Raw genomic sequence first — 19,560 nt, 5'->3', positions numbered from 1 at the left:
TCCTAATTATAGAATTCTAAGTGAAATCATAATCCTCACCAGTTTCAACTCCATAACCATTGCTTTTTAATTGATTAATTAAATCTGTAGCATTTTTATCTACTTTAATCTTTGTACCTTTTAAGTTATCACAAATTGCCATTAAAATTCTCAAGTTTTGTAATCCTGTTGATGATAATGTTTGTGTACCTTTTATTCTTAAATTTCTTGTATCTGAACCATTACTAAACATAATTTTTGTTGGAGGAGGACCCATTTCAGTTCAAGCCATATTATCAAATCCGGCTTGATTTAATTCTTCAATGTCCATTTCAAAAACATTTTTATCATTAAATAAAGTTAATCTTTTTAGTTTTCTTGGTTTATTTTCAGATTTAAATTTGTCATAAAATACTAAACCACGTAGTGATTTCATAGAAGGAACACGACTTAAATCAAGACCTGTAGCATAACTATTTTCACCTTCTTTATGATCAGGTTTAAGTCCAGGACCCATTCCGCCTTGGAAAATAGGTTCATTATTTCTTACTCAATATGCCATTCTTAATCCATCATTAATTCTTTCATATGGATCAGCAGCACCTTTTTTATAATCAGATTCCTCGAATGCTAAAGTATCAAAAGTAATTCTTGTTGCTACTTTAGATCCAGGACGATAATCTCAACTCACATTGTAATCAATATTATTAACTCACTCAACATTTTTTAATGCTCAAGGATTAAGTGATCATTTATCAAGTAGTGAATTTCCTAGTGTATATAGAGAAAGTTCTTTTATCTTTTTATTTTCTAACTCAATTAGAGAAGAAGTGTTTGCAGCAGAAGCAGCAAAAAATAGTTCTAATTGTGGAAGTTCATCAGGAAGTGCTCTCAAAATTTCCTTAAATTGTTGATTAGAATCGTTTTTACCCATATTAGTAATACGATATCCGGTAATTTGAATGTTTTTTGCTTTTAAGTCTTCAATTAATTTCTTAGCTTTTTGATAACCATTAGGGTTAGAAGCATCTATTTCAACTACATAACCTTGGTTAAGTTTTCCAGGAATTTCTTTATCACGTTTTAATTCACTAATTTTAATACCATCACCATTATTAATTCCAAGGTTGTGTTTATTATTTAGTTCATTAGTCTTGTCGGTTTTGGTTCAGCCTTTATAAGTTCCACTTTCAATTTGACCTGGGTTTCTACCTTCTCAACCTTCATATCCAAAAACACGACGATCTCTATTATCTCTTTCCATACGAGAAGTAGCAGTATTGTAATCTTTCGGAGGAGAGTAAGCATATGAATCAACTTCACCATTTTCATTAATATATGCATTATCTGGATCGGCAATAAGTCCCTTTTCTAAATATTCTTTTGCAGTTTTTGAAGTCTTCTTAAATTTACTAAAATCCAAGTTAGCAATTAATCAACCATATCTTTGATATTCTGAGTCAAATTTTTTACCTTTTTCATATTCAACTCTTGCATCTTCTTTTAAAAATTTAGAAACATTAGGAGAGTCTAAAAGGCGTTTAAATTTATCAAGTAATTTTGCTCAAACATGAGGATTTTGCTTTGCAAAAGCTTCAGGATCAAAATCTTTAGTTTTTGGTAAAGCCATCTTACTAGCAAAATCTTGGTTTTGTCAATTATCTAAACCTTTCTTAGCATTTTCTAAGTTTTTTCTTTCTAATTCAGGAGTCACTTCAATACGTTTAAGATCAGGAACAATGTGATTTTGATAAGGATTTCTATTTGTTAATCCTTTATCTTTATCATATTGGTTAACTTTACGATCTTTTTGAGGAACTACTCAAGCTTTAACTTTCTCACCATTAATTTCTACTTCAGTTTCTTGCTCACCAGGTTGTGGTTGTGCTGGATTAGAAGGTTGAGATGGTCTAGTTGCAGGCTTGGTTTCTTCTTGTTGCTTTGGTGGTTTGCTAGTTTGATCGTTTTCCTTAGGTTTAGGTTGTTCCTTTGGTTTTTCCTTTAAGTTAGAATCACTATTTGAAGGATTTGCACCCCTAGAATCTAAGTTATCTTTAGGAATTAAATTTGGACTAGAACTATCATATCCCAAATCTCCTGCCCGATAAGTTCTGTTGGCAGTTGATGAATATGCAGCAATACCAATAGCAGAAGTAGTAACTATAGCACTACCTAACACTATTGTAACAACACGATTTTTTCGCTTTTTAAAGAAATTCATTTCTTTTGTCTCCTTTATTTTCAACTTATTATAAGGCAAATTATCCATTTATTAACAATGTTATTAACCCTATTTTTGTAAAAGATTTAAACATTGTAGCACTTTATTGTCGAAAAAAAACGAGCATAAATCTCGTTTTAACATTTTTATTCCTATATTTTAGTAATTTTTCACCATTTAGTGATTTGGCTGCCCTTGTTAGATTCGAACTAACGGATGGCGGTACCAAAAACCGCTGCCTTTCCACTTGGCTAAAGGGCAAAATGGTGGAGGGGGAGGGATTCGAACCCCCGAACCGTTAGGAAGTGGGTTACAGCCACCCGCGTTTGGCCGCTTCGCTACCCCTCCATTTTTTGTTGCGTTTCATATTATATATTAATTTTTTGTAATTAGCATTTTTTTAATTTTTTTTGAAAAATAAAATGCCAAGATAATTTTGTTTTTTAAATACCGTATTTATTAAATAAATTTAAGTTTTTTTAGAAGTATTTAATTATAATTTTAGCATTAACTTATAAATTAGAAATTGAGGTAAATTATATATGATAAACGTTAATGACTTAAGACCAGGAGTTACTTTTCAAATGGAAGGCAACATTTATGTTGTTTTAGAAGCTAGTCATTCAAAACAAGGCCGTGGTCAAGCAAATGTGAAAGCAAAAGTTAAAGATTTAAGAACGGGTTCTACTACTATTAAATCTTTTACTGGTGGAGAAAAAGTTGAAAGAGCAATGATAGATAAAGTGGGAATGGATTATTTGTATAATTCTGGTGAAGCTATTGTTTTGATGGATCAAGAAACTTTTGAACAAATTGAAATTCCTCTAAATCATGTTGAATGAGAAATCAATTTTTTAAGAGAAGGTCAAAAAGTTATAGTAAGAAAATTCGAACAAGAAATATTAGACATTGAATTACCAACAAATGTTGTTTTAAAAGTAGTTTCGGCCCCGGATGCAGTTAAGGGAAATACTGCTCAAGCAGCACAAAAGAAGGTTGTTGTTGAAACTAATTATGAAGTTGAAACACCTCTTTTTATAAAAGAAGGTGAAGAAATTGTTGTTTCAACCGAAACTGGAAAATATGTTGGTAGAGCATAAAAATGACTAGATATATTAATGTTAATACAAAAATGAATTTCTCTTTTTTTGTTGAAGAGGAAGTAATTAAAGAAGCAATTCAAAAAATTTTTAAAAATAATAAAAAAGTTATTTTAACTAGTCAAATTGAAGTTTCAATTGATAATACAAAAGAAAATGTTGATATTAGATTACATTACAAAGTAAAAAAATTTGAAGATTTTACTTTTGAAACAAAACAATTAATGTTTTTAATTGAACAAACAATTTTTTCTCTTATAAATACAAAACCAAAAAATATTAACTTGATTTTTGAAGGATCAGAAGATGAAATTTAAAAAAAATATTGATAGTCTTTGTGTTGATAATTTAAAAATTAATGCTCTTGCTGCAATTACTAAAGCAAAGAGTGGACATCCTGGCATAGCAATAGATGCTGCCACAATTTTGCATACACTTTTTTGCTATCATTTAAAATATGATCCAAAACACCCATTATGAGTAAACCGTGACCGTTTTATTTTAAGTTCTGGTCACGGTTCTGCTTTATTATATGCTATGCTAAGAATGCTAGGTTTAATTAGTAGAAGTGATTTAGAAAAATTTAGAAGCTATAAAAGCAACACCCCTGGGCATCCTGAATATGGTTTAACTCCCGGAATAGAAGCAAGTACCGGGCCACTTGGCCAAGGTATTGCAATGGCTGTGGGGATGGCATTAGCAGAATCGCAAGTCAACAAACGTTTTCCTGAATTTAGTCATTATACGTATGTTTTATGTGGTGATGGTGATTTACAAGAAGGAGTTGCCCAAGAAGCTTTAAGTTTTGCTGGTACAAACAAATTAAATAAGTTAATTGTTCTATATGACTCTAATGATGTTCAACTTGATTCATTTGTGAAAAGTGTAAACTTAGAATCACCTAAAGAAAAATATAAAGCAATGGGATTTAAATACATTTTAGTTAATGAAAATAGTGTTAAAAAAATTAATAAAGCTATTAACAAAGCTAAATATAGTAATATTCCTGTTTTTATTGAAATAAAAACCATTATTGGTGAAGGAACAAAAAAAGAAAATTCCAATTTAATTCATGGACAACCTTTAACCAATGAAGAAATTTCGGATTTAAAAGATATTTTAACTTTCAAAAAAAGTGATAATTTTGAGTATTTAGATGATGTAAAAAATTACTACATTAAAAATATTTATGCTAAAAATGGTGTGGCATATAATTTATGAAACCCTTCAAAAAAGTTAATGAATTTTTTAAATAATGAATTAAAAATAAATTTAAATGATATTAATTTAAATAAAAATGATTCAACAAGAAATACTACTGGTTTTGTTTTAAATAATTTAGGCAATCAATATGAGAATATTATTGCCGGAAGTGCCGATCTTTCAAGTTCAACTAAAATAAAAGGAGTAAATGGTGTTTATGCTCCTAACAATAGACTTGGAAGAAATATATTATATGGAGTAAGGGAATTTGCAATGGGTGCTATTGCCAATGGAATTGCACTTCATTCTAATTTTCGTCCAATAGTTTCAACATTTTTAACATTTAGTAACTATTTAATTCCCGCAATTAGATTAGCAGCGCAAATGAGATTAAAAACTTTATTTATTTTTAGTCATGATTCAGTTTATGCAGGTCAAGATGGCCCTACCCATCAACCAATAGAGCAACTAGCCTCACTAAGAGCAATGCCCAATTTAACAGTATTAAGACCAGCTGATGAAAATGAAGTAAAAGGTGCTATCGAATATTATTTTAATAAGGCTACTAACCCCGTAGTTATTGCTACTACTAGACAAAATATTGTTTCTACAAATGTAACTAACAAATTAAAATTTGAAGATGGTGCTTATTATATTTATCATGGGAAAAATCCATGAACTTTAATTGCCACCGGTAGTGAATTAAACACTTTTTATAATATTGGTAAAAAGCTAAATATTTCAGTTATTTCAGCTTCTAATACTAATAATTTAGAATCATTAAACTACAACATTAATAAAGCTATTTCATTTGAAGCAGCTTCAACTTTTGGATGAGCAAAATATGCAAAATATAACATAGGAATAGATGAATTTGGAATTTCTGCCACCGAAAAAGATATTATCAAACATTTTAATTTAGATGAAATTTCATTACAAAAAAAAGTTGAAGAAATAATTAAAAGAAATTAATAATGAAAAGTCAAGACATTACTAATGAATTATTAAAAAATATTGATGATGTAAATAAAAATTTTGTTAGTAAACTAGTTCCCACCATTGATAAAAATATTATTTTGGGAATAAAAATTCCAATCTTAAGAAAAAAAGTAAATTTTTGAATAAAAAATGATTTAAATTTAATTAAAGAATTTATCAATTTTTTGCCTCATAAATATCTTGAAGAAGATTTAATTCATGTACTCTATATTAATAAAATTTCAAACTTTGATGAAGTAATTAAAAATCTTAAAATATTTCTACCATATGTTAATAATTGAATGGTATGTGATACTTTAAATCCTATTAGTTTTTGTGAAAGTAGTAAGTTATATAGTCAAATTAAAATTTGAATTAATAATAAAGAAACATACACAATAAGATTTGGAATAAAAATGTTGTTAAAGCATTTTATTAAAGAAAAATATTTAGATGAATCAACTAATATTATTACAAATATCAAAAATGATGATTATTATGTAAAAATGATGATTGCTTGGTACTTATCAGAAGTTTTTGTTAAATACCCAAGTTATGTAACAAAATTACTTGAAAATAAAAAAATGGATAGTTTCATTCATAACAAAACTATCCAAAAATGTATTGAAAGTTTTAGAATAGATAAAAAACTAAAAGAATATCTAAAAACTTTAAAAGTTAAACATAATTAATTTACAGAAGTAGTTGATTTAGAAGAATATTTCTTTCAACTTCTTCTTTTTTTATCATCAATATTTTTTAAATATTTGCAAGCAGGAAAATTACTGCAACCTATAAATTTTTGTTTTTTTGTTTTTGTATAACGATATAAAAGTTTATTACCGCAAAGTGGACAAACTTCATCTTCAATGTAATTTTGTGGAAGAATGCTAATTTCCATTGTTTGGGTAACATTGTCATAGTTTTCATTAAATTTATCTCAAAATTCTTTAAGTAATGATTTATAGTTTTCTACTCCTTCAGAAATTGAGTCTAATTTTTCTTCGACGCTAGCTGTATATTCTTCTGTAATAGTATCTGGAAAACCTTTTAAAAGCTTTTGCATGACAGTTTTACCAAATTCTGTAGGATGTAATGCTCCGTTTTTGGTTTCAACAAACATCCGTTTTTTAATAACATTAACTGTTGAAGCAAAAGTTGAAGGACGACCAACTTTTATGTCATCTAACATTTTAATTAAAGAACCATCATTGTATCGTGCTGGTGGCTGAGTTTCTTTATCAAATTTAACAAAATTTTCTACTGGAACAATATCACCTATTTGATAATTTGGCAATGGTTTTGCATTTTCATAGCCATAGATTTTATAATAGCCATCAAATATTACTTTAGAAGAAGATAACTTAAAGTTATATTCTCCATTTACAAAATCATAATGATAAATTTCTCTTATTGGAACTATCATTAATGAACTAATGGTCTTGTTATAAATTATTGTATAAATATATGAATCAATTTCATTTAGGTTATTTTTAGATTTGGCTTCTTCAGGGGTTAAATAAATATCAGTAGGTCTAATTGCTTCATGAGCATCTTGATCACCACTAAATCCTTTAATATCATTTGCTACATATTCTTTTCCATAAACTTGTGAAATATATTCTCTTGCTTTAGTAATAAAAGCATTACTCATTCTTGTAGAATCTGTTCTTGGATAAGAAATTAACCCTTGTTCAAATAATTTTTGAGCACTATGTTGAACTGTTGAGGCAGAGTATTTTGCTTCTTTATACAATATTGATTGCTTAAATGGAATTATTTGCGCTTCTTTTCTTTGAGAAACTTTATAATTTGTTACCTTTAAAGTTTTATTTTTTTCTAAATTATTTAGTATTTCTAATGACTTTTCTGGTTTTATTCAAGTATTATCTTCACTAAAATCTGAATCTTTAGCATAATAAAAATTTGCTATGTAATTTTCTTGTAATTGAGCATCAATTTTTGAATATTTAATAGGTATAAATGCCTCAATTTCATTTTCTTTATCGCAAACTAGTTTTAATGCTATTGACTGAACTCTTCCGGCTGAGGGATTAGTAGGACTATTTTTAACTTTTCTTTTCATTAATTCAGATAATCTAAATCCAATAATTCGATCAAGCATTCGTCTTGTTTTTTGAGCATTTACTAAGTTTTCATCAATGGTAAGAGGATTATTTAAGGCATATTCAATTGCATCTTTAGTAATTTCATTATATTTAATTCTTTTATATTTATTTTCAACCTTAAGAGTATCAATTAAATTTCTTGCTATTGCTTCACCTTCTCTATCAGGGTCAGTTGCAATTAAAACTTCATCAGCGTCTTTTGTTGCATCTTTTAATTCTTTAATAATTTTTGACTTAGTTGAATCTTGAATCATAATAGGTTCTCATGTTTCAAAATTTATTCCTAAACCACTTTTACCCGATGTAGATAATTTTAAAATATGACCAACTGATGATAAAACTTGATAATCATCACCCACATATTTTTGAATAGTTTTCACTTTATTAGGTGATTCTACAATTAAAACTTTATTACTCATTTTTATTATTGCTCCACTAAAAAATAATGCTTATATAATAACATAATTAAATAAAAAATAATTAGAACTCATCCAATCATTTTTTGTAAGTATCATCTTTAGAATTATTTAAAATATTTGTTAAATCATTCATATCATTTTTATTAAAAGTAGGAATATAAGGTTTGATTGAAACTATTAAATCACCCTTATGTTTTGTATTTAAAATTGGAAATCCATAACCACTAAGTTTTATTACTCCATCTAGTTTTATATTTTTATTTAACTTAATTTTTGTTTTGCCATATGGAGTAGGTATTTCAACTTCTTCTTCTAAAATAATAGATTTTATTGAAATAGGGACATTTAAAATAATATCGTCATTAATTCTTTCATAATATTTATGAGATTTAATAATAATTTTAATATACAAATCACCAGGTTTGCCGCCATTTAATGAAGGCATACCAAAACCATTTAATTTAAGACTTTGTCCATTTCTAATACCTGCAGGAATTTCAACATTTTGAATAACTTGCTTTCTTTCATAACCACTTGCATTACATACATGACAAATTTTTCTAATTAATTTTCCAGTTCCGCCACATTTGTTACAAGTTCTAATTGTTGAAAAAAATCCCATTCTTTGTTCAATTTGGCCACCACCATTACAACGGTCACAAGTTTGAATATCGTTTTCACTTTCGGCTCCCGAACCTTTGCAATTTGAACAAATTTCTGTTTTATTTAATTTAAGAGAAGTGTTTTTTCCATGAACCGCATCCATAAAATCAATAGTTATATTCATTTGTAAATCTTCGCCACGGGTATTTCTCTTTCTTGAAGAAAAACCAAAAATATCTTCAAAAGGGTTTCCGGAATCAAAACTAAATGAGTCTTTAAATGATTTGAAAAAATCAGCAAAAATATCTTCTGAATATCCAAAACTACTTTGATCAAAAGCAGAATGTCCAAATTTGTCATATTTTGCTCTTTTATCTGGGTCAGAAAGGACTTCATATGCTTCTGATATTTCCTTAAATTTTTCTTCAGCATCAGGCGCTTTATTTCTATCTGGGTGATATTGCATAGCTAATTTACGATATGCACTTTTTATATCTTTTTCAGTAGCATCTTTAGAAATCCCTAAAATTTCATAATAATCTCTTTTATTTTTATTCATAATATGACTATTTTAGCACATTTTGATTAAGAGTGCTAATTTTTATTATTTTATATTTGATTAAATTTTAAAATGGCAATTCTATCTTTACCATTAATATCTTTTTTAATAACGACTTTGGGATAAATTTTTTGCAATTTTTTTGAAATAAAAGGATCTATTTCAAAGATTAAAATTCCGTCTTTTTTTAAGTATTTTTTTACGTTTTTAAGGATTTGTTTGTATGAAAAAAATCCGCTATCCTTGGCAAATAGTGCTAATTTAGGTTCATATCTTAATGATTTATTGGAAATTAATTTTTTATTTAAGTAAGGAGGATTTGAAACGATTAAATCAAATTTTCCACTTACTTTTTTAAATCAGTCAGATTTTATAATATCAACATTTAATTTATTTATCTGAGCATTTTTTTTAGTTTGTTTTATAGCTTGCAAACTTTTATCAACAAGAGTGACAAAGCAATCAATATTTTTTTTAATTGCTAAGCCTATAAAACCCGAACCACAACCTAAATCAAGGACTTTGGAATTATTATTAATATATTTATAACATTCTAAAATTACTTCTTCGGTTTCATACCGAGGAATTAAAACTTTATAGTTTAAATCAATATATATATTTTGCATTTCCTGAAAACCTATTATTTTCTGAACAGGATATGATTTTTTTAATTGTTTTAATTCTCTTTTAGTAATATGAAGAGGTAATTCATATCTTTCTTTTTCACGTAGTAATACTTCTTTTGGAATCATTTAAAGGCCGGCTTCTTGAATTTTTTTAGCCTTTTCATCAGCAATTAATTCATCAATTATTTTATTTAAATCACCATCCATTACTACTTTTAGTGATGTTGAAAAACCTATTCGGTGATCAGTTATTCTATCCTGTGGATAATTATAAGTACGAATTTTTTCGCTTCTGTCCCCCGTACCTGCTAATTTTCTTAATCCACTTTCTTCTTCATCTCTTTTTTTAACCTCTAACTCATAAAGTTTGCTTTTTAATATTTTTAAGGCGGTTTCACGATTCATAATCTGACTTCTTTCGTCTTGACTCGTTACTACAATTCCAGTCTTTTTATGAGTTATTCTAACAGCTGAGTCTGTAGTATTAACAGACTGCCCCCCTGCACCAGAGCTTCTAAAAACATCAATTTCTATATCTTCTGGTTTAATTTCAACTTTAACATCATCTTCTATTTCGGGTAAAACTGTTACAGTTGCTGTAGAAGTATGAACTCTACCTTGCGTTTCAGTAATAGGAACACGCTGAACACGATGAACGCCTCGTTCAAATTTTAGTTTTAAAAAAACTTTGTCGCCTTTTATAGTAAAAACAATTTGACTATATCCACCAGCTGTTCCATGTATTGAATCAATTATTTTAATTTTGAAATTATTGTTTTCACAATATTTTTGATACATTTTAAACAAATCACCAGAAAATAAGTTTGCTTCATCTCCTCCCGCAGCTCCTCTAATTTCCATGATAACGTTTCTTTTATCATTTTCATCATGTGGTAAAAGCAATGTTTTTAAATCTTCTTCTAAATTAATCATAATTTCAGTTTGAATAAGAATATCATCTTTTGCTAATTTTAAGAGTTCTTCATCCTTTTCAGAATTAATTATCTCTTTAGACAAATTAAATAATTCTTCTGCCTTTAAAAATTTATTAAAAGTCAAATATATATCCTGAATATCCATTTGTTCTTTGTGAATAGTATTGTATTTTTTTATATCATTAAATGTTTCAGGATCATTTAATCTCTTTCCTAAATTTTCATACTTTTCTTTTATTGAAAGAAGAGAGTCATACATTGTTTTTTCCATAGTAAAAAAATTATAACAAATGCAAAATGATATTTTTTAATATATAATAAGTAATGCTAATTGCCGACTTAGCTCAGGGGCAGAGCACTTCCATGGTAAGGAAGGGGTCGTTGGTTCAAATCCAATAGTCGGCACCATTTGATTTAATTCATCAAACGTGCTTTTGCATGTTTTTTATTTTTTTAATTTAAAAAAGTGAGTTTCAAACTCACTTAACTACACAATGGTGATATGGCAGGGGTAGCAAGACTCGAACTCACAACACACGGGGTTGAAGCCCGTTGTTCTACCATTGAACTATACCCCTATAAATAGGCAATATTGCCTTTATATTTTATAATAAAATTTATTTATTTAATTTTTTATCAAATAAATCAATAATATTTTGGATGGTTTTTAAAGATAACAACTCTTCATCACTAATTGTAATGTGATATTTTTCTTCAATATCGGTTATAAATAAAACTAAATCCAAACTATCAATCTTTAAATCTTTTATATTTGAGGTAACATCAAATGTATTTTTTGTTAATTTTTTAATTTCATTTATGACTATTGTTTTAGAATCCATGGACTCATTATACAATATTTGTTGAAATTTTGTATGTTCTATATGCCTTCTTTTTATCATTAAATCAAATAAAACTAATTTCAACATTTTGATTAGATATTATTCGATAGTTATATTTTATTTTCCCATCAGTAATTGTCATTCTTTTAATAATATCGCTTATGATAAATGCGATCATATCATTATCTATTCAAGCTTGTCCATCTTTAAAATTTAATTTATCATAATAATCTTTTGCTGATATATCAGGAAAAATTTCGTCACTATTTACCAATTCTTTTTCATCATCATAAATTTTATTAGAGTCTTCTAATTTATCATTTTTCTTATTGTCATCTTTTTTAACTTGTCCATTTCCTTCTTTTGAACCAATATTAGGAATAGGTGTTTGTTTTTTATTTTTAATTACAGCAATAGTAGTTACTATTCCCACACTTAATAAAGCACCTGATAATAGTGATGATATTAAAATTATTTTGTCCTTTTTTGTCATATTTACTTTTCTCCTTCCTTTGCTATTTCATCTAATTTAAGATTTTCTTTAACAATATTTTTTATGTTTTCATATTTGATTGTGTGTCATGAACTAAAAAAATTTTTATCATTATTTTTAACTAAATTTAATTTTATTAAACCGTTTCTAAACGAGAAAAAAGGATTATTAAACATTTGATTATAAATTACTAAAATATTTTTTAAATTTAAACCAAAATCTAAAGAAAGTTTATGAGTAAAATTTCCTTCAAAATTCAAGGGAATTATTAACCCCTTTTTTGCATTTAAATTTTCATTAGTAATAATAGTTTTTTTAGTTTTGTAATCATAATATGAAGATGAAATTATATTAATTTCTGATATTTGAGTCTTTCCATTATCAAATATTAGATCTCCAATAATATTTTCATTTTTTGTTAAGTTTGATATTTTTAAACCATTTAAATCAGAGTGATTAATTTCTTCTATTGCTTTAGATTTTTCCCATTGTTTACTAATTTTTATGTCATATATTTTTTTAATAAAAATTCCTTGTTTTAATTTAATTGGTTTCAAGGAAAAATTTAGATACTGAATATCACTATTTTCAATTAAACTATCATCTAAATTTTCAACATTATAAAAACCAATATTTAATTTTGTTAGCAACTTTATATTTCCAATACCGTTATCTAAATTTATACTTGAATTAAGATCTTTTTTAGAAATGTAGTAACTTATTTCATAAAGCTTTTCAATTTCTTTATTCTTTCATCCATGATGATTAAATATTTCAATATTAATGCTTTTCAAATTACTAAATTTAAAAGTTGATCAACCTTTTTCTTTTGCCAAAATTGATTGATAAATATATTTACCATTTGATTGATTGTTACTAACTTTGTAGAAAGTAATTGGATTATTATTAATGTTTACTAAAATTTCTGGTTTATATAATTTAGAATTAGAATTATTAAATATAAATTGCAAAATTATTTCATCAGTTTCAATTACTCTTCTAATACTTAATTTAAAATTTTCATTAGAATTAATATAATCACTTTTAAAAATTATTTTCTTTGCATTGAAGACTATTTCTTCTTTAATCTCATTTTTATAAATATTAACAAAATTATGTTCTTGAATATTATTTGGAATTAGCATTAATAAACCTCATAAATAAATTAGATACATAATTTAATTTCTTATAATAAGTGCCCTTACATCAATGTTCTAAATATCAAAGTGGATCATTATTTTTTACCATAAAATTCTCTATAAATATTAATTTATCATCTTTATCTAAAGATTCAATAAATGCTTCAAGTTTACTTTTTGCATTTCGTCTCCAATGAAATTTATTTAAGCATTGTTCGATTTTCGCATATGAACAATAATCTTTAATCATTCTTCTCTTTTCGTGCATTGTTTTTTCTATCATATTCTCTCCTATTTATTGTTTTTATTAAAATATGAATGGTTATATTTTTTTAATTTTTAGGAAAATAATTGTGCTTATTTATATAATAAATAGAAACATTATTAGTTTCAGAATAGGAAAATATGATAGAAAAAGAAACAAAAAAAATTCAAAAAGTAATGAGCGAATTGGGATATTGTTCAAGAAGAGAAGCTGAGAAATTAATTAATAATAAAAAAGTAATAATAAATGAAAAAATCGCAAATATAGGTGATCGTATTTCTAATGATGACATTATTAAAGTTGATGGAAAAATAATTAATCAAAAAATTCAAAAAATTTATTTAGTTTTTAATAAACCAAGAAATACAATTTGTACTTTAAAAGATCCTCAAGGACGAAAAACAATTTATGAATATATTAATTTAAAAAAATATGCTTATTCTATTGGGAGATTGGATTTTAATACTACAGGAATCATTATTATTACTAATGATGGTGAATTTGCTAACAAAATGGCACATCCTTCGTCACAAATTTTAAGAACTTATATTGCTAAATTAGAAAAAGAATTAACTAATGATGAACTTAAATATTTAAATAGTCAAAATGTGATTTTAAATGGCAAAAAATCAATTCAAAATGTAATTAAATTAAATCCATTAGAATATAAAATAACTTTAAGTGAAGGAAGAAATCATCATATTAAAAATTTATTTTTATTAGTTAATAATTATGTTAAAGAATTACACAGAAAAACATTTGGAATTTTAACGGATAAAAATTTAAAAATTGGTGAATATCGTCATATTACTAATGAAGAATTAGAAAAACTATTTTTGCTAGTTGAAAAAAGAGACAATTAAAATCAATTTGATACTATAAAATATTCATAAACAAAAATAAGATAAAATATAAGAATCATGGAAAAGCAAAAAAAACCGAAAAAAATAAAAAAAATAAGTTCTATTGTTTTTTGAACAATTATTCCCGTTGCCATTGCTAGTGCAGTTGGTGGTGCTATTTATTTTGAATTAAAAAATACAAAACCAAAAGAAAAAGACTATTTATCACCAGAAAAATTTTTAGAAGAATGTAGTGCAATAAACTTAACTGCCTCTCATAATATTACTCAAAATGCTAAAACCATTTATGAAAACTATTTAAAAGCTAAAAATGAAGCTGATGAAAAAATAAAACAATGAGAGAAAAATAATAAAAACTCAAGCAGTGATAAAACTTCAAAACCAGAAGCTTTTGATCTTGCTAAATATATGGCAATTTATTTTAAAAATAATTTAACTTTTGAGCAACAAAAAAACTTGGTTTTAAAATACCTTGATTTAAAATTAGGAAATAATAATAATCAATTAGAAATTACTTATAGTGTAACTTTGAATTATGAAACAACTAATGGTAAATTTGAAAGTAAAAAAATAAAAGGTACTGAAAAATCCAAATATTATTTTAAAAAAACTCAAACAATTGATATTAATACAGTTACTGAAGATTTTGACAATAATATTAATTTTCAAAATAATGTAAATAAATATTTAGAAGAAATTAAAACTCTTCTAAAAACTAAACCATTTGAGGGATGATTTACTTCTAAAGAATTTAAAGAAAAGGCATTTGCTTGATTTAAAAAAATTGTTGATGAAAGTAATGTTAGACCAACTATATATAATAAAGAAGAATGAGATTTAGTACCATTCTATGGTTATGATCATGATGAAAACTATCAATATGTAAAATGAAATCCTGCAAAGGGGTTAAATGAACTTTTATTTGATTATCATTATGTAAACAAAAAAAATCCTAAATTAAAATCAAATGGCGAAAGGAAAATATTAACCATTCTTGATGTTTAAGAATGGTTTTTAATTGTGTTCTTATGGATAAAAATAATCAAAAAGAATTAAAAATGCACGTAAAAAAAATTAATAAATATTTAAAAATGATTGACAATATTAATAATTTTTTTAACTTAGGAATTGATTCATCATCTGATTTAAATTTTGAAGTAACTAAAAATTTTGAAATAAGATCTAAAAAAAATAATAAAAAACAAAAAAATAACATTAATCAAAGTCAAATTGCACCATTAATTAAGGAAATGGAAAAAATTCTTTTTATAAAAGAAGAAGATGAAATTGAGTTATTTAATTTTGATAAAGACTTAGAAAAATATATACAATTATTAGAAAAAGATATAAAGGAAAATTAGATGAAAGAGAAACGTGTAAATATCGCTATTGATGGTCCTAGTGGAGTTGGTAAAACTGTAATGGCAAATATGATTGCCAAAAAATTTAATTACAAATTTTTAAGTAGTGGTAATTTTTATCGAATCATTGCTTATAATGCTTTAAAAAATAATATAGATTTAACAAATGAAGCATTAATAAATGAAGCTTGAAAATTTGAAGATATTAAAATCCTGGATGATGATTCAATTTTATTTAAAAATGAGGATATTACAAAAAAAATAAGAGAAGATAAAATATCACGTTCAGCTTCAATAATCGCTAAATTTCCTTTAATTAGACAAAAAATTAATAAATTTATTCAAGAATATGCTAAAAAATTCCGTGGCGTAATTATTGATGGAAGAGATGCAACTTACCGCATTTTGCCAGAAGCAGATGTGAAATTTTTTTTGTATGCAAATCCTGAAGTTAGAGCAAAAAGAAGAGTAAATCAAGATAAAGAAATGGGTATTGAGTCAAACTACGAAGAAGTTTTAAAGTCAATAAAAATTCGTGACTATGAAGATATGAATAGAGCAGTTGATCCTTTAAAAGTAAGCGAAGGCTCAGTTATGATTGATACTAGTAATATGACCGTTCAAGAAAACTTTGAAGCAATGTATAAAATTATTTTAAAGGAACTTGAATAATGAAAAATGTAGTAGCAATTATAGGTAAACCTAATGTAGGAAAAAGTACACTTTTCAATAAATTGATTAATAAAAGAAAATCGATAGTATATGACACTCCCGGAGTTACTCGCGATCGAATTTACGAGATTGCAAGTTGAAGTGGTCATGAATTTAAAGTTATTGACACTGGTGGCATCACTATTGAAAATGATGATTTTAAAGAACAAATAAAAATTCAAGCTCAAATTGCTATTGAAGAAGCTAATGTAATTATTTTTTTATTAGACGGAAAAGAAAACATTACTTCAGAAGATTACTATGTTGCTAGTCTATTAAGAAAAACAAATAAAAAAGTAATAGTTGGAGTGAATAAATTAGATAACAATTCTCAACAATTTGATTTTCAAATTTATTCATTAGGATTTGAAAAAGTTTTTATGATTAGTGCTATTCATGGTGATGGATTAGGAGATATGTTAGATGAAGTTATCAATCAACTAGATTTTAATTTAAGTAAAAATGAGACATATTTTAAATTAGCTTTATTAGGAAAAACCAATGTAGGAAAAAGTACACTTTTAAATACTTTAGCTAATGAAGATAGATCAATTGTAAGTAATGTAGCTGGAACTACTAGAGACTCAGTATCATCAATTATAAAAATCAATAATGAAGAATTTGAAATTATTGATACAGCAGGGATTAAAAGAAAAAGTAAGCTAGTAGAAAGTGTAGAACATTATGCTTTAATGAGAGCAAATGATACAATTGAAGAAGCAAATCTTTGTTTATTATTATTAGACGCAACTGATGAAGTTAGTCATTTCCATCAAAGTATAATAGGAATAGCATGGGAACTTAAAAAACCTTTGATTGTTGTAGTTAACAAATGAGATTTAATAGAAAAAGAAACTTCAACAATGGATAAATTTAAAAAAGAATTAACCAAAAAATTAAAATTTGTTGATTGAGCCCCAATTGTTTTTATCTCAGCTAAAGAAAAAATTAGAATTAATAAGTTAGCTGATGAAATTATTAAAGTAAAAAATAATATATCTCGCAAAATTAGTACCAATCAATTAAATGATTTAATGATGAGAGCACAATTAATAAGACCAGCAAGTTCTATTAATGGAAAACGTTTATCAATAACTTTTGCAAGACAAATTGAGGGGAAAATTCCTACTTTTATTCTTTTTGTTAATAATATAAAATTAGCTCATTTTACTTATCTTAGATATATAGAAAATCAAATAAGAACAAATTATGACTTTTCTGGAACTCCTATTGAAATCATTTTAAAAAATAAAAATGGAGATAAATAATAATATGGTTAAAAATAAAATCGCAGTTATTGGCAGTGGAGCAATGGGTACAGCTTGTGCTATGATCCTAGCAGAAAATAAACATGATGTTATTATTTATGGAATTGATAAAGAGGAAATTAATCAACTTAAAGTAGGAAAAAATACTAAATATTTTGATGAAGAAACCTACTTACCACATTTTAATACCACTTTAAATTTAATAGAAGCATTAGATAATGCTAATTACGTTTTATTAGCAGTTCCAACTAAATTCATGCCAAATGTTTATAAAGATGTTATTGCTAATTTAAACACAGATGCAATCATCATTAATGTAAGCAAGGGTTTTTGACCAAACACCACATTTTCTATGCATGAAGGACTAGCAAAATATAGCGAACAAAAAAAACATATAAAAGGTATAGTTTCTTTAATAGGACCATCTTATGCAACAGAAATCGTAAAGAGAACTATCACCTTAGTTTCAGCAGTAGATAATAATAAAAATAATGTTAAATTGGTTCAAAAACTCTTTTCTAATAAATATTTTAGAGTTTATGGACAAAATGATATTAAAGGGGCTGAAACAGGAGCTATTTTTAAAAACATGTTGGCAATTGCTAATGGTATGTTAGAAGGATTAGGTTATAAAATTAATACTCAAGCCGCATTAATTACAAGGGGACTTCAAGAAATGATAGCTTATTGTAAATATGTTGGTGGAAAATTAAAAACATTATTTGGTCTTACAGGAGTAGGAGATTTAATTTTAACTAGTCTTTCAGAAAATTCAAGAAATTATACTTACGGAAAGAACTTTTTTAAAAATAAAACTATCGATACTAATATTACTGTTGAAGGCTTGCAATCAATAAAAATAATTTATGAAAATATTATTGTAAAAAAAATCTTAGATTTGCCTATAATTGAAGCCTTGTATCAAATCATTTATAATCAACGAGATGTATATGATACAATAAACGATTTATTAAGTCGAAAATTAAAAAATGAATAAAAGCAATACCAAAACATTAAAATTATGTAAAATCTAAATAAATAGGAGGATTATTATGAATAAAAAAGAATTAATTGTTGCTGCAAGTCAAAGCACAGGCCATCCCCAAGTTCTTATCGAAGTAATTTTTGATGAAATTCAAAGATTAATTGTTGAAGAATTGGCTGAAAAAAGAACTGTTTCAATTTCTGGTTTTGGAACATTCACAGTGATAGAAAAGCCAGAAATTAGCCGAATTAATTACTTCACAAAAGAAAAAATTACTGTTCCAGCTAAATCTGTACCTAAATTTAAATTTTCAGATGTTTTCAAAGCGCAAGTCAATAGATTTTAATTTTTATAATTTATAATTGAGAAATATAATCTAAAATCCCTGGAAATTGAAGATCAATAAATTTACCATTTTCTTTGATTTCTTCAAATGAAAGGGATTTTTTATTTTCAGAAATTTTTTTAAATTTATCATGTTTTATAAGTAAAAATTTATTTTGAATTTTAAAATATATTATTCAAAATGCAATTCCTGAAAATAAAGAAATTAAATCTAAATATTCTATTTGGTGGCTTTTTATATTTCTTAATGAAAATGTTTTAGATTCAGTACTTTTTGCCTCAAATGCTAAAAATTTCCCTTGGTAAATTCCATAATAATCGACGGTACTTTTTGATATTATTTTTGCTTTTTCTAACTTAAGATTATTCTCAGTTTTTGAAATATTAGCAAATTTGATATCTAAGTATTTTTTATGAACTAAACATATTTTATTTTTTAAATAAAAAATATTAGTTTGATTAATTAAAGATTCTAATAACATTCCTCTATTGTTTGTGGTCTTCATATTAATTATTAAAGCACAAAAAATATTTGG

21 protein-coding genes and 4 tRNA genes are annotated in these 19,560 nt (G+C 25.8%); 12 read left to right on the top strand and 13 right to left on the bottom strand.

Annotated elements, in window-relative coordinates; all coding sequences use genetic code 4:
- Window positions 1-16 precede the first annotated feature (16 nt).
- The 3 genes from ACLFP3_RS02155 to ACLFP3_RS02145 form a co-directional block, all read right to left on the bottom strand.
- On the bottom strand, window positions 17-2,200 hold the full coding sequence (locus ACLFP3_RS02155) for a putative immunoglobulin-blocking virulence protein (protein WP_412031328.1): 2,184 nt from the start codon (window positions 2,198-2,200) through the stop codon (window positions 17-19).
- Window positions 2,201-2,386: 186 nt separating this feature from the next.
- Window positions 2,387-2,461: transfer RNA gene (locus ACLFP3_RS02150), tRNA-Gln, on the bottom strand.
- 3 nt (window positions 2,462-2,464) lie between these two features.
- Window positions 2,465-2,548, bottom strand: a tRNA-Tyr gene (locus tag ACLFP3_RS02145).
- A 194-nt stretch (window positions 2,549-2,742) separates the two neighbouring features.
- On the opposite strand from ACLFP3_RS02145, the gene efp reads away from it, so the two are divergent.
- From efp to ACLFP3_RS02125, 4 genes are read left to right on the top strand one after another with little or no spacing between them, the layout of a single operon-like run.
- A complete protein-coding gene (gene efp / locus ACLFP3_RS02140) occupies window positions 2,743-3,300 on the top strand; it encodes an elongation factor P (protein WP_412031327.1) in 558 nt (185 codons plus the stop codon).
- Between the two features lie 2 nt (window positions 3,301-3,302).
- Entirely contained in the window at window positions 3,303-3,617 is a 315-nt protein-coding gene (locus ACLFP3_RS02135) for an MMB_0454 family protein (protein ID WP_412031326.1), read from the top strand.
- A complete protein-coding gene (locus ACLFP3_RS02130) occupies window positions 3,607-5,475 on the top strand; it encodes a transketolase-like TK C-terminal-containing protein (protein WP_412031325.1) in 1,869 nt (622 codons plus the stop codon). Before ACLFP3_RS02135 ends, ACLFP3_RS02130 begins: the two co-directional genes overlap by 11 nt.
- 2 nt (window positions 5,476-5,477) lie before the next feature.
- The gene (locus ACLFP3_RS02125; RefSeq protein ID WP_412031324.1) at window positions 5,478-6,173 is read left to right on the top strand and encodes a DNA alkylation repair protein; all 696 of its coding nucleotides are present in this window, start codon (window positions 5,478-5,480) and stop codon (window positions 6,171-6,173) included.
- On the opposite strand, the gene topA is transcribed toward ACLFP3_RS02125, so the two are convergent.
- The 4 genes from topA to prfA all read right to left on the bottom strand — a co-directional run bounded on the left by topA (window position 6,170) and on the right by prfA (window position 11,023).
- Window positions 6,170-8,029, bottom strand: coding sequence for a type I DNA topoisomerase (gene topA / locus ACLFP3_RS02120; protein ID WP_412031323.1), 1,860 nt, complete (start codon window positions 8,027-8,029; stop codon window positions 6,170-6,172). The genes ACLFP3_RS02125 and topA overlap by 4 nt on opposite strands.
- 61 nt (window positions 8,030-8,090) lie before the next feature.
- Window positions 8,091-9,191: a molecular chaperone DnaJ gene (gene dnaJ, locus ACLFP3_RS02115; RefSeq protein WP_412031322.1), complete on the bottom strand. Its 1,101-nt coding sequence runs from the start codon at window positions 9,189-9,191 to the stop codon at window positions 8,091-8,093.
- A gap of 50 nt (window positions 9,192-9,241) precedes the next feature.
- A complete protein-coding gene (prmC, locus tag ACLFP3_RS02110) occupies window positions 9,242-9,943 on the bottom strand; it encodes a peptide chain release factor N(5)-glutamine methyltransferase (RefSeq protein ID WP_412031321.1) in 702 nt (233 codons plus the stop codon).
- Complete coding sequence (gene prfA, locus ACLFP3_RS02105) at window positions 9,944-11,023, bottom strand: peptide chain release factor 1 (protein ID WP_412031320.1); 1,080 nt, start codon at window positions 11,021-11,023, stop codon at window positions 9,944-9,946.
- Window positions 11,024-11,085: 62 nt separating this feature from the next.
- On the opposite strand from prfA, the gene ACLFP3_RS02100 reads away from it, so the two are divergent.
- A tRNA-Thr gene (locus ACLFP3_RS02100) sits at window positions 11,086-11,160 on the top strand.
- Between the two features lie 95 nt (window positions 11,161-11,255).
- On the opposite strand, the gene ACLFP3_RS02095 is transcribed toward ACLFP3_RS02100, so the two are convergent.
- From ACLFP3_RS02095 to ACLFP3_RS02075, 5 genes are all read right to left on the bottom strand, one after another.
- Window positions 11,256-11,330 (bottom strand) — tRNA-Trp (locus tag ACLFP3_RS02095).
- A 39-nt stretch (window positions 11,331-11,369) separates the two neighbouring features.
- Window positions 11,370-11,594: a phosphopantetheine-binding protein gene (locus ACLFP3_RS02090; protein ID WP_412031319.1), complete on the bottom strand. Its 225-nt coding sequence runs from the start codon at window positions 11,592-11,594 to the stop codon at window positions 11,370-11,372.
- Window positions 11,595-11,601: 7 nt separating this feature from the next.
- The gene (locus tag ACLFP3_RS02085; protein WP_412031318.1) at window positions 11,602-12,087 is read right to left on the bottom strand and encodes an MHO_1590 family protein; all 486 of its coding nucleotides are present in this window, start codon (window positions 12,085-12,087) and stop codon (window positions 11,602-11,604) included.
- Between the two features lie 2 nt (window positions 12,088-12,089).
- Entirely contained in the window at window positions 12,090-13,232 is a 1,143-nt protein-coding gene (locus ACLFP3_RS02080; RefSeq protein WP_412031317.1) for an MHO_1580 family protein, read from the bottom strand.
- The gene (locus ACLFP3_RS02075; RefSeq protein WP_412031316.1) at window positions 13,216-13,509 is read right to left on the bottom strand and encodes a hypothetical protein; all 294 of its coding nucleotides are present in this window, start codon (window positions 13,507-13,509) and stop codon (window positions 13,216-13,218) included. The genes ACLFP3_RS02080 and ACLFP3_RS02075 overlap by 17 nt, the downstream gene beginning before the upstream one ends.
- 122 nt (window positions 13,510-13,631) lie before the next feature.
- Between ACLFP3_RS02075 and ACLFP3_RS02070 the strand changes: the two genes are divergently transcribed.
- Genes ACLFP3_RS02070 through ACLFP3_RS02040 form a run of 7 tightly spaced genes read left to right on the top strand, consistent with a single transcriptional unit; the run spans window position 13,632 to window position 19,025 of the window.
- Window positions 13,632-14,354, top strand: a complete 723-nt coding sequence (locus tag ACLFP3_RS02070; RefSeq protein WP_412031315.1) for a pseudouridine synthase — start codon at window positions 13,632-13,634, stop codon at window positions 14,352-14,354.
- A gap of 57 nt (window positions 14,355-14,411) precedes the next feature.
- Window positions 14,412-15,359 carry a hypothetical protein gene (locus tag ACLFP3_RS02065; RefSeq protein WP_412031314.1) on the top strand — a complete coding sequence of 316 codons (948 nt, stop codon included), beginning with the start codon at window positions 14,412-14,414 and terminating at the stop codon, window positions 15,357-15,359.
- A 23-nt stretch (window positions 15,360-15,382) separates the two neighbouring features.
- Complete coding sequence (locus ACLFP3_RS02060; protein WP_412031313.1) at window positions 15,383-15,715, top strand: hypothetical protein; 333 nt, start codon at window positions 15,383-15,385, stop codon at window positions 15,713-15,715.
- Window positions 15,716-16,387, top strand: coding sequence for a (d)CMP kinase (cmk, locus tag ACLFP3_RS02055; protein ID WP_412031312.1), 672 nt, complete (start codon window positions 15,716-15,718; stop codon window positions 16,385-16,387).
- Entirely contained in the window at window positions 16,387-17,694 is a 1,308-nt protein-coding gene (der, locus tag ACLFP3_RS02050; protein ID WP_412031311.1) for a ribosome biogenesis GTPase Der, read from the top strand. Before cmk ends, der begins: the two co-directional genes overlap by 1 nt.
- 4 nt (window positions 17,695-17,698) lie before the next feature.
- Window positions 17,699-18,691 carry an NAD(P)H-dependent glycerol-3-phosphate dehydrogenase gene (locus tag ACLFP3_RS02045; RefSeq protein ID WP_412031310.1) on the top strand — a complete coding sequence of 331 codons (993 nt, stop codon included), beginning with the start codon at window positions 17,699-17,701 and terminating at the stop codon, window positions 18,689-18,691.
- 55 nt (window positions 18,692-18,746) lie between these two features.
- A complete protein-coding gene (locus tag ACLFP3_RS02040) occupies window positions 18,747-19,025 on the top strand; it encodes an HU family DNA-binding protein (RefSeq protein WP_412031309.1) in 279 nt (92 codons plus the stop codon).
- A gap of 10 nt (window positions 19,026-19,035) precedes the next feature.
- Here the strand turns inward: ACLFP3_RS02040 and recU are convergent, their stop codons facing one another.
- Window positions 19,036-19,530 (bottom strand): Holliday junction resolvase RecU, encoded by a 495-nt coding sequence (gene recU, locus ACLFP3_RS02035; protein WP_412031308.1) that lies wholly within the window; start codon window positions 19,528-19,530, stop codon window positions 19,036-19,038.
- Window positions 19,531-19,560 lie beyond the last annotated feature (30 nt).

The sequence above is a fragment of the Metamycoplasma buccale genome, assembly GCF_046774455.1.
GTDB classification, from domain to species: domain Bacteria; phylum Bacillota_I; class Bacilli_A; order Mycoplasmatales; family Metamycoplasmataceae; genus Metamycoplasma; species Metamycoplasma buccale.
The sequence above is the reverse complement of the archived record's forward strand: the minus strand, read 5'-3'. Positions and strand labels throughout refer to the sequence as shown.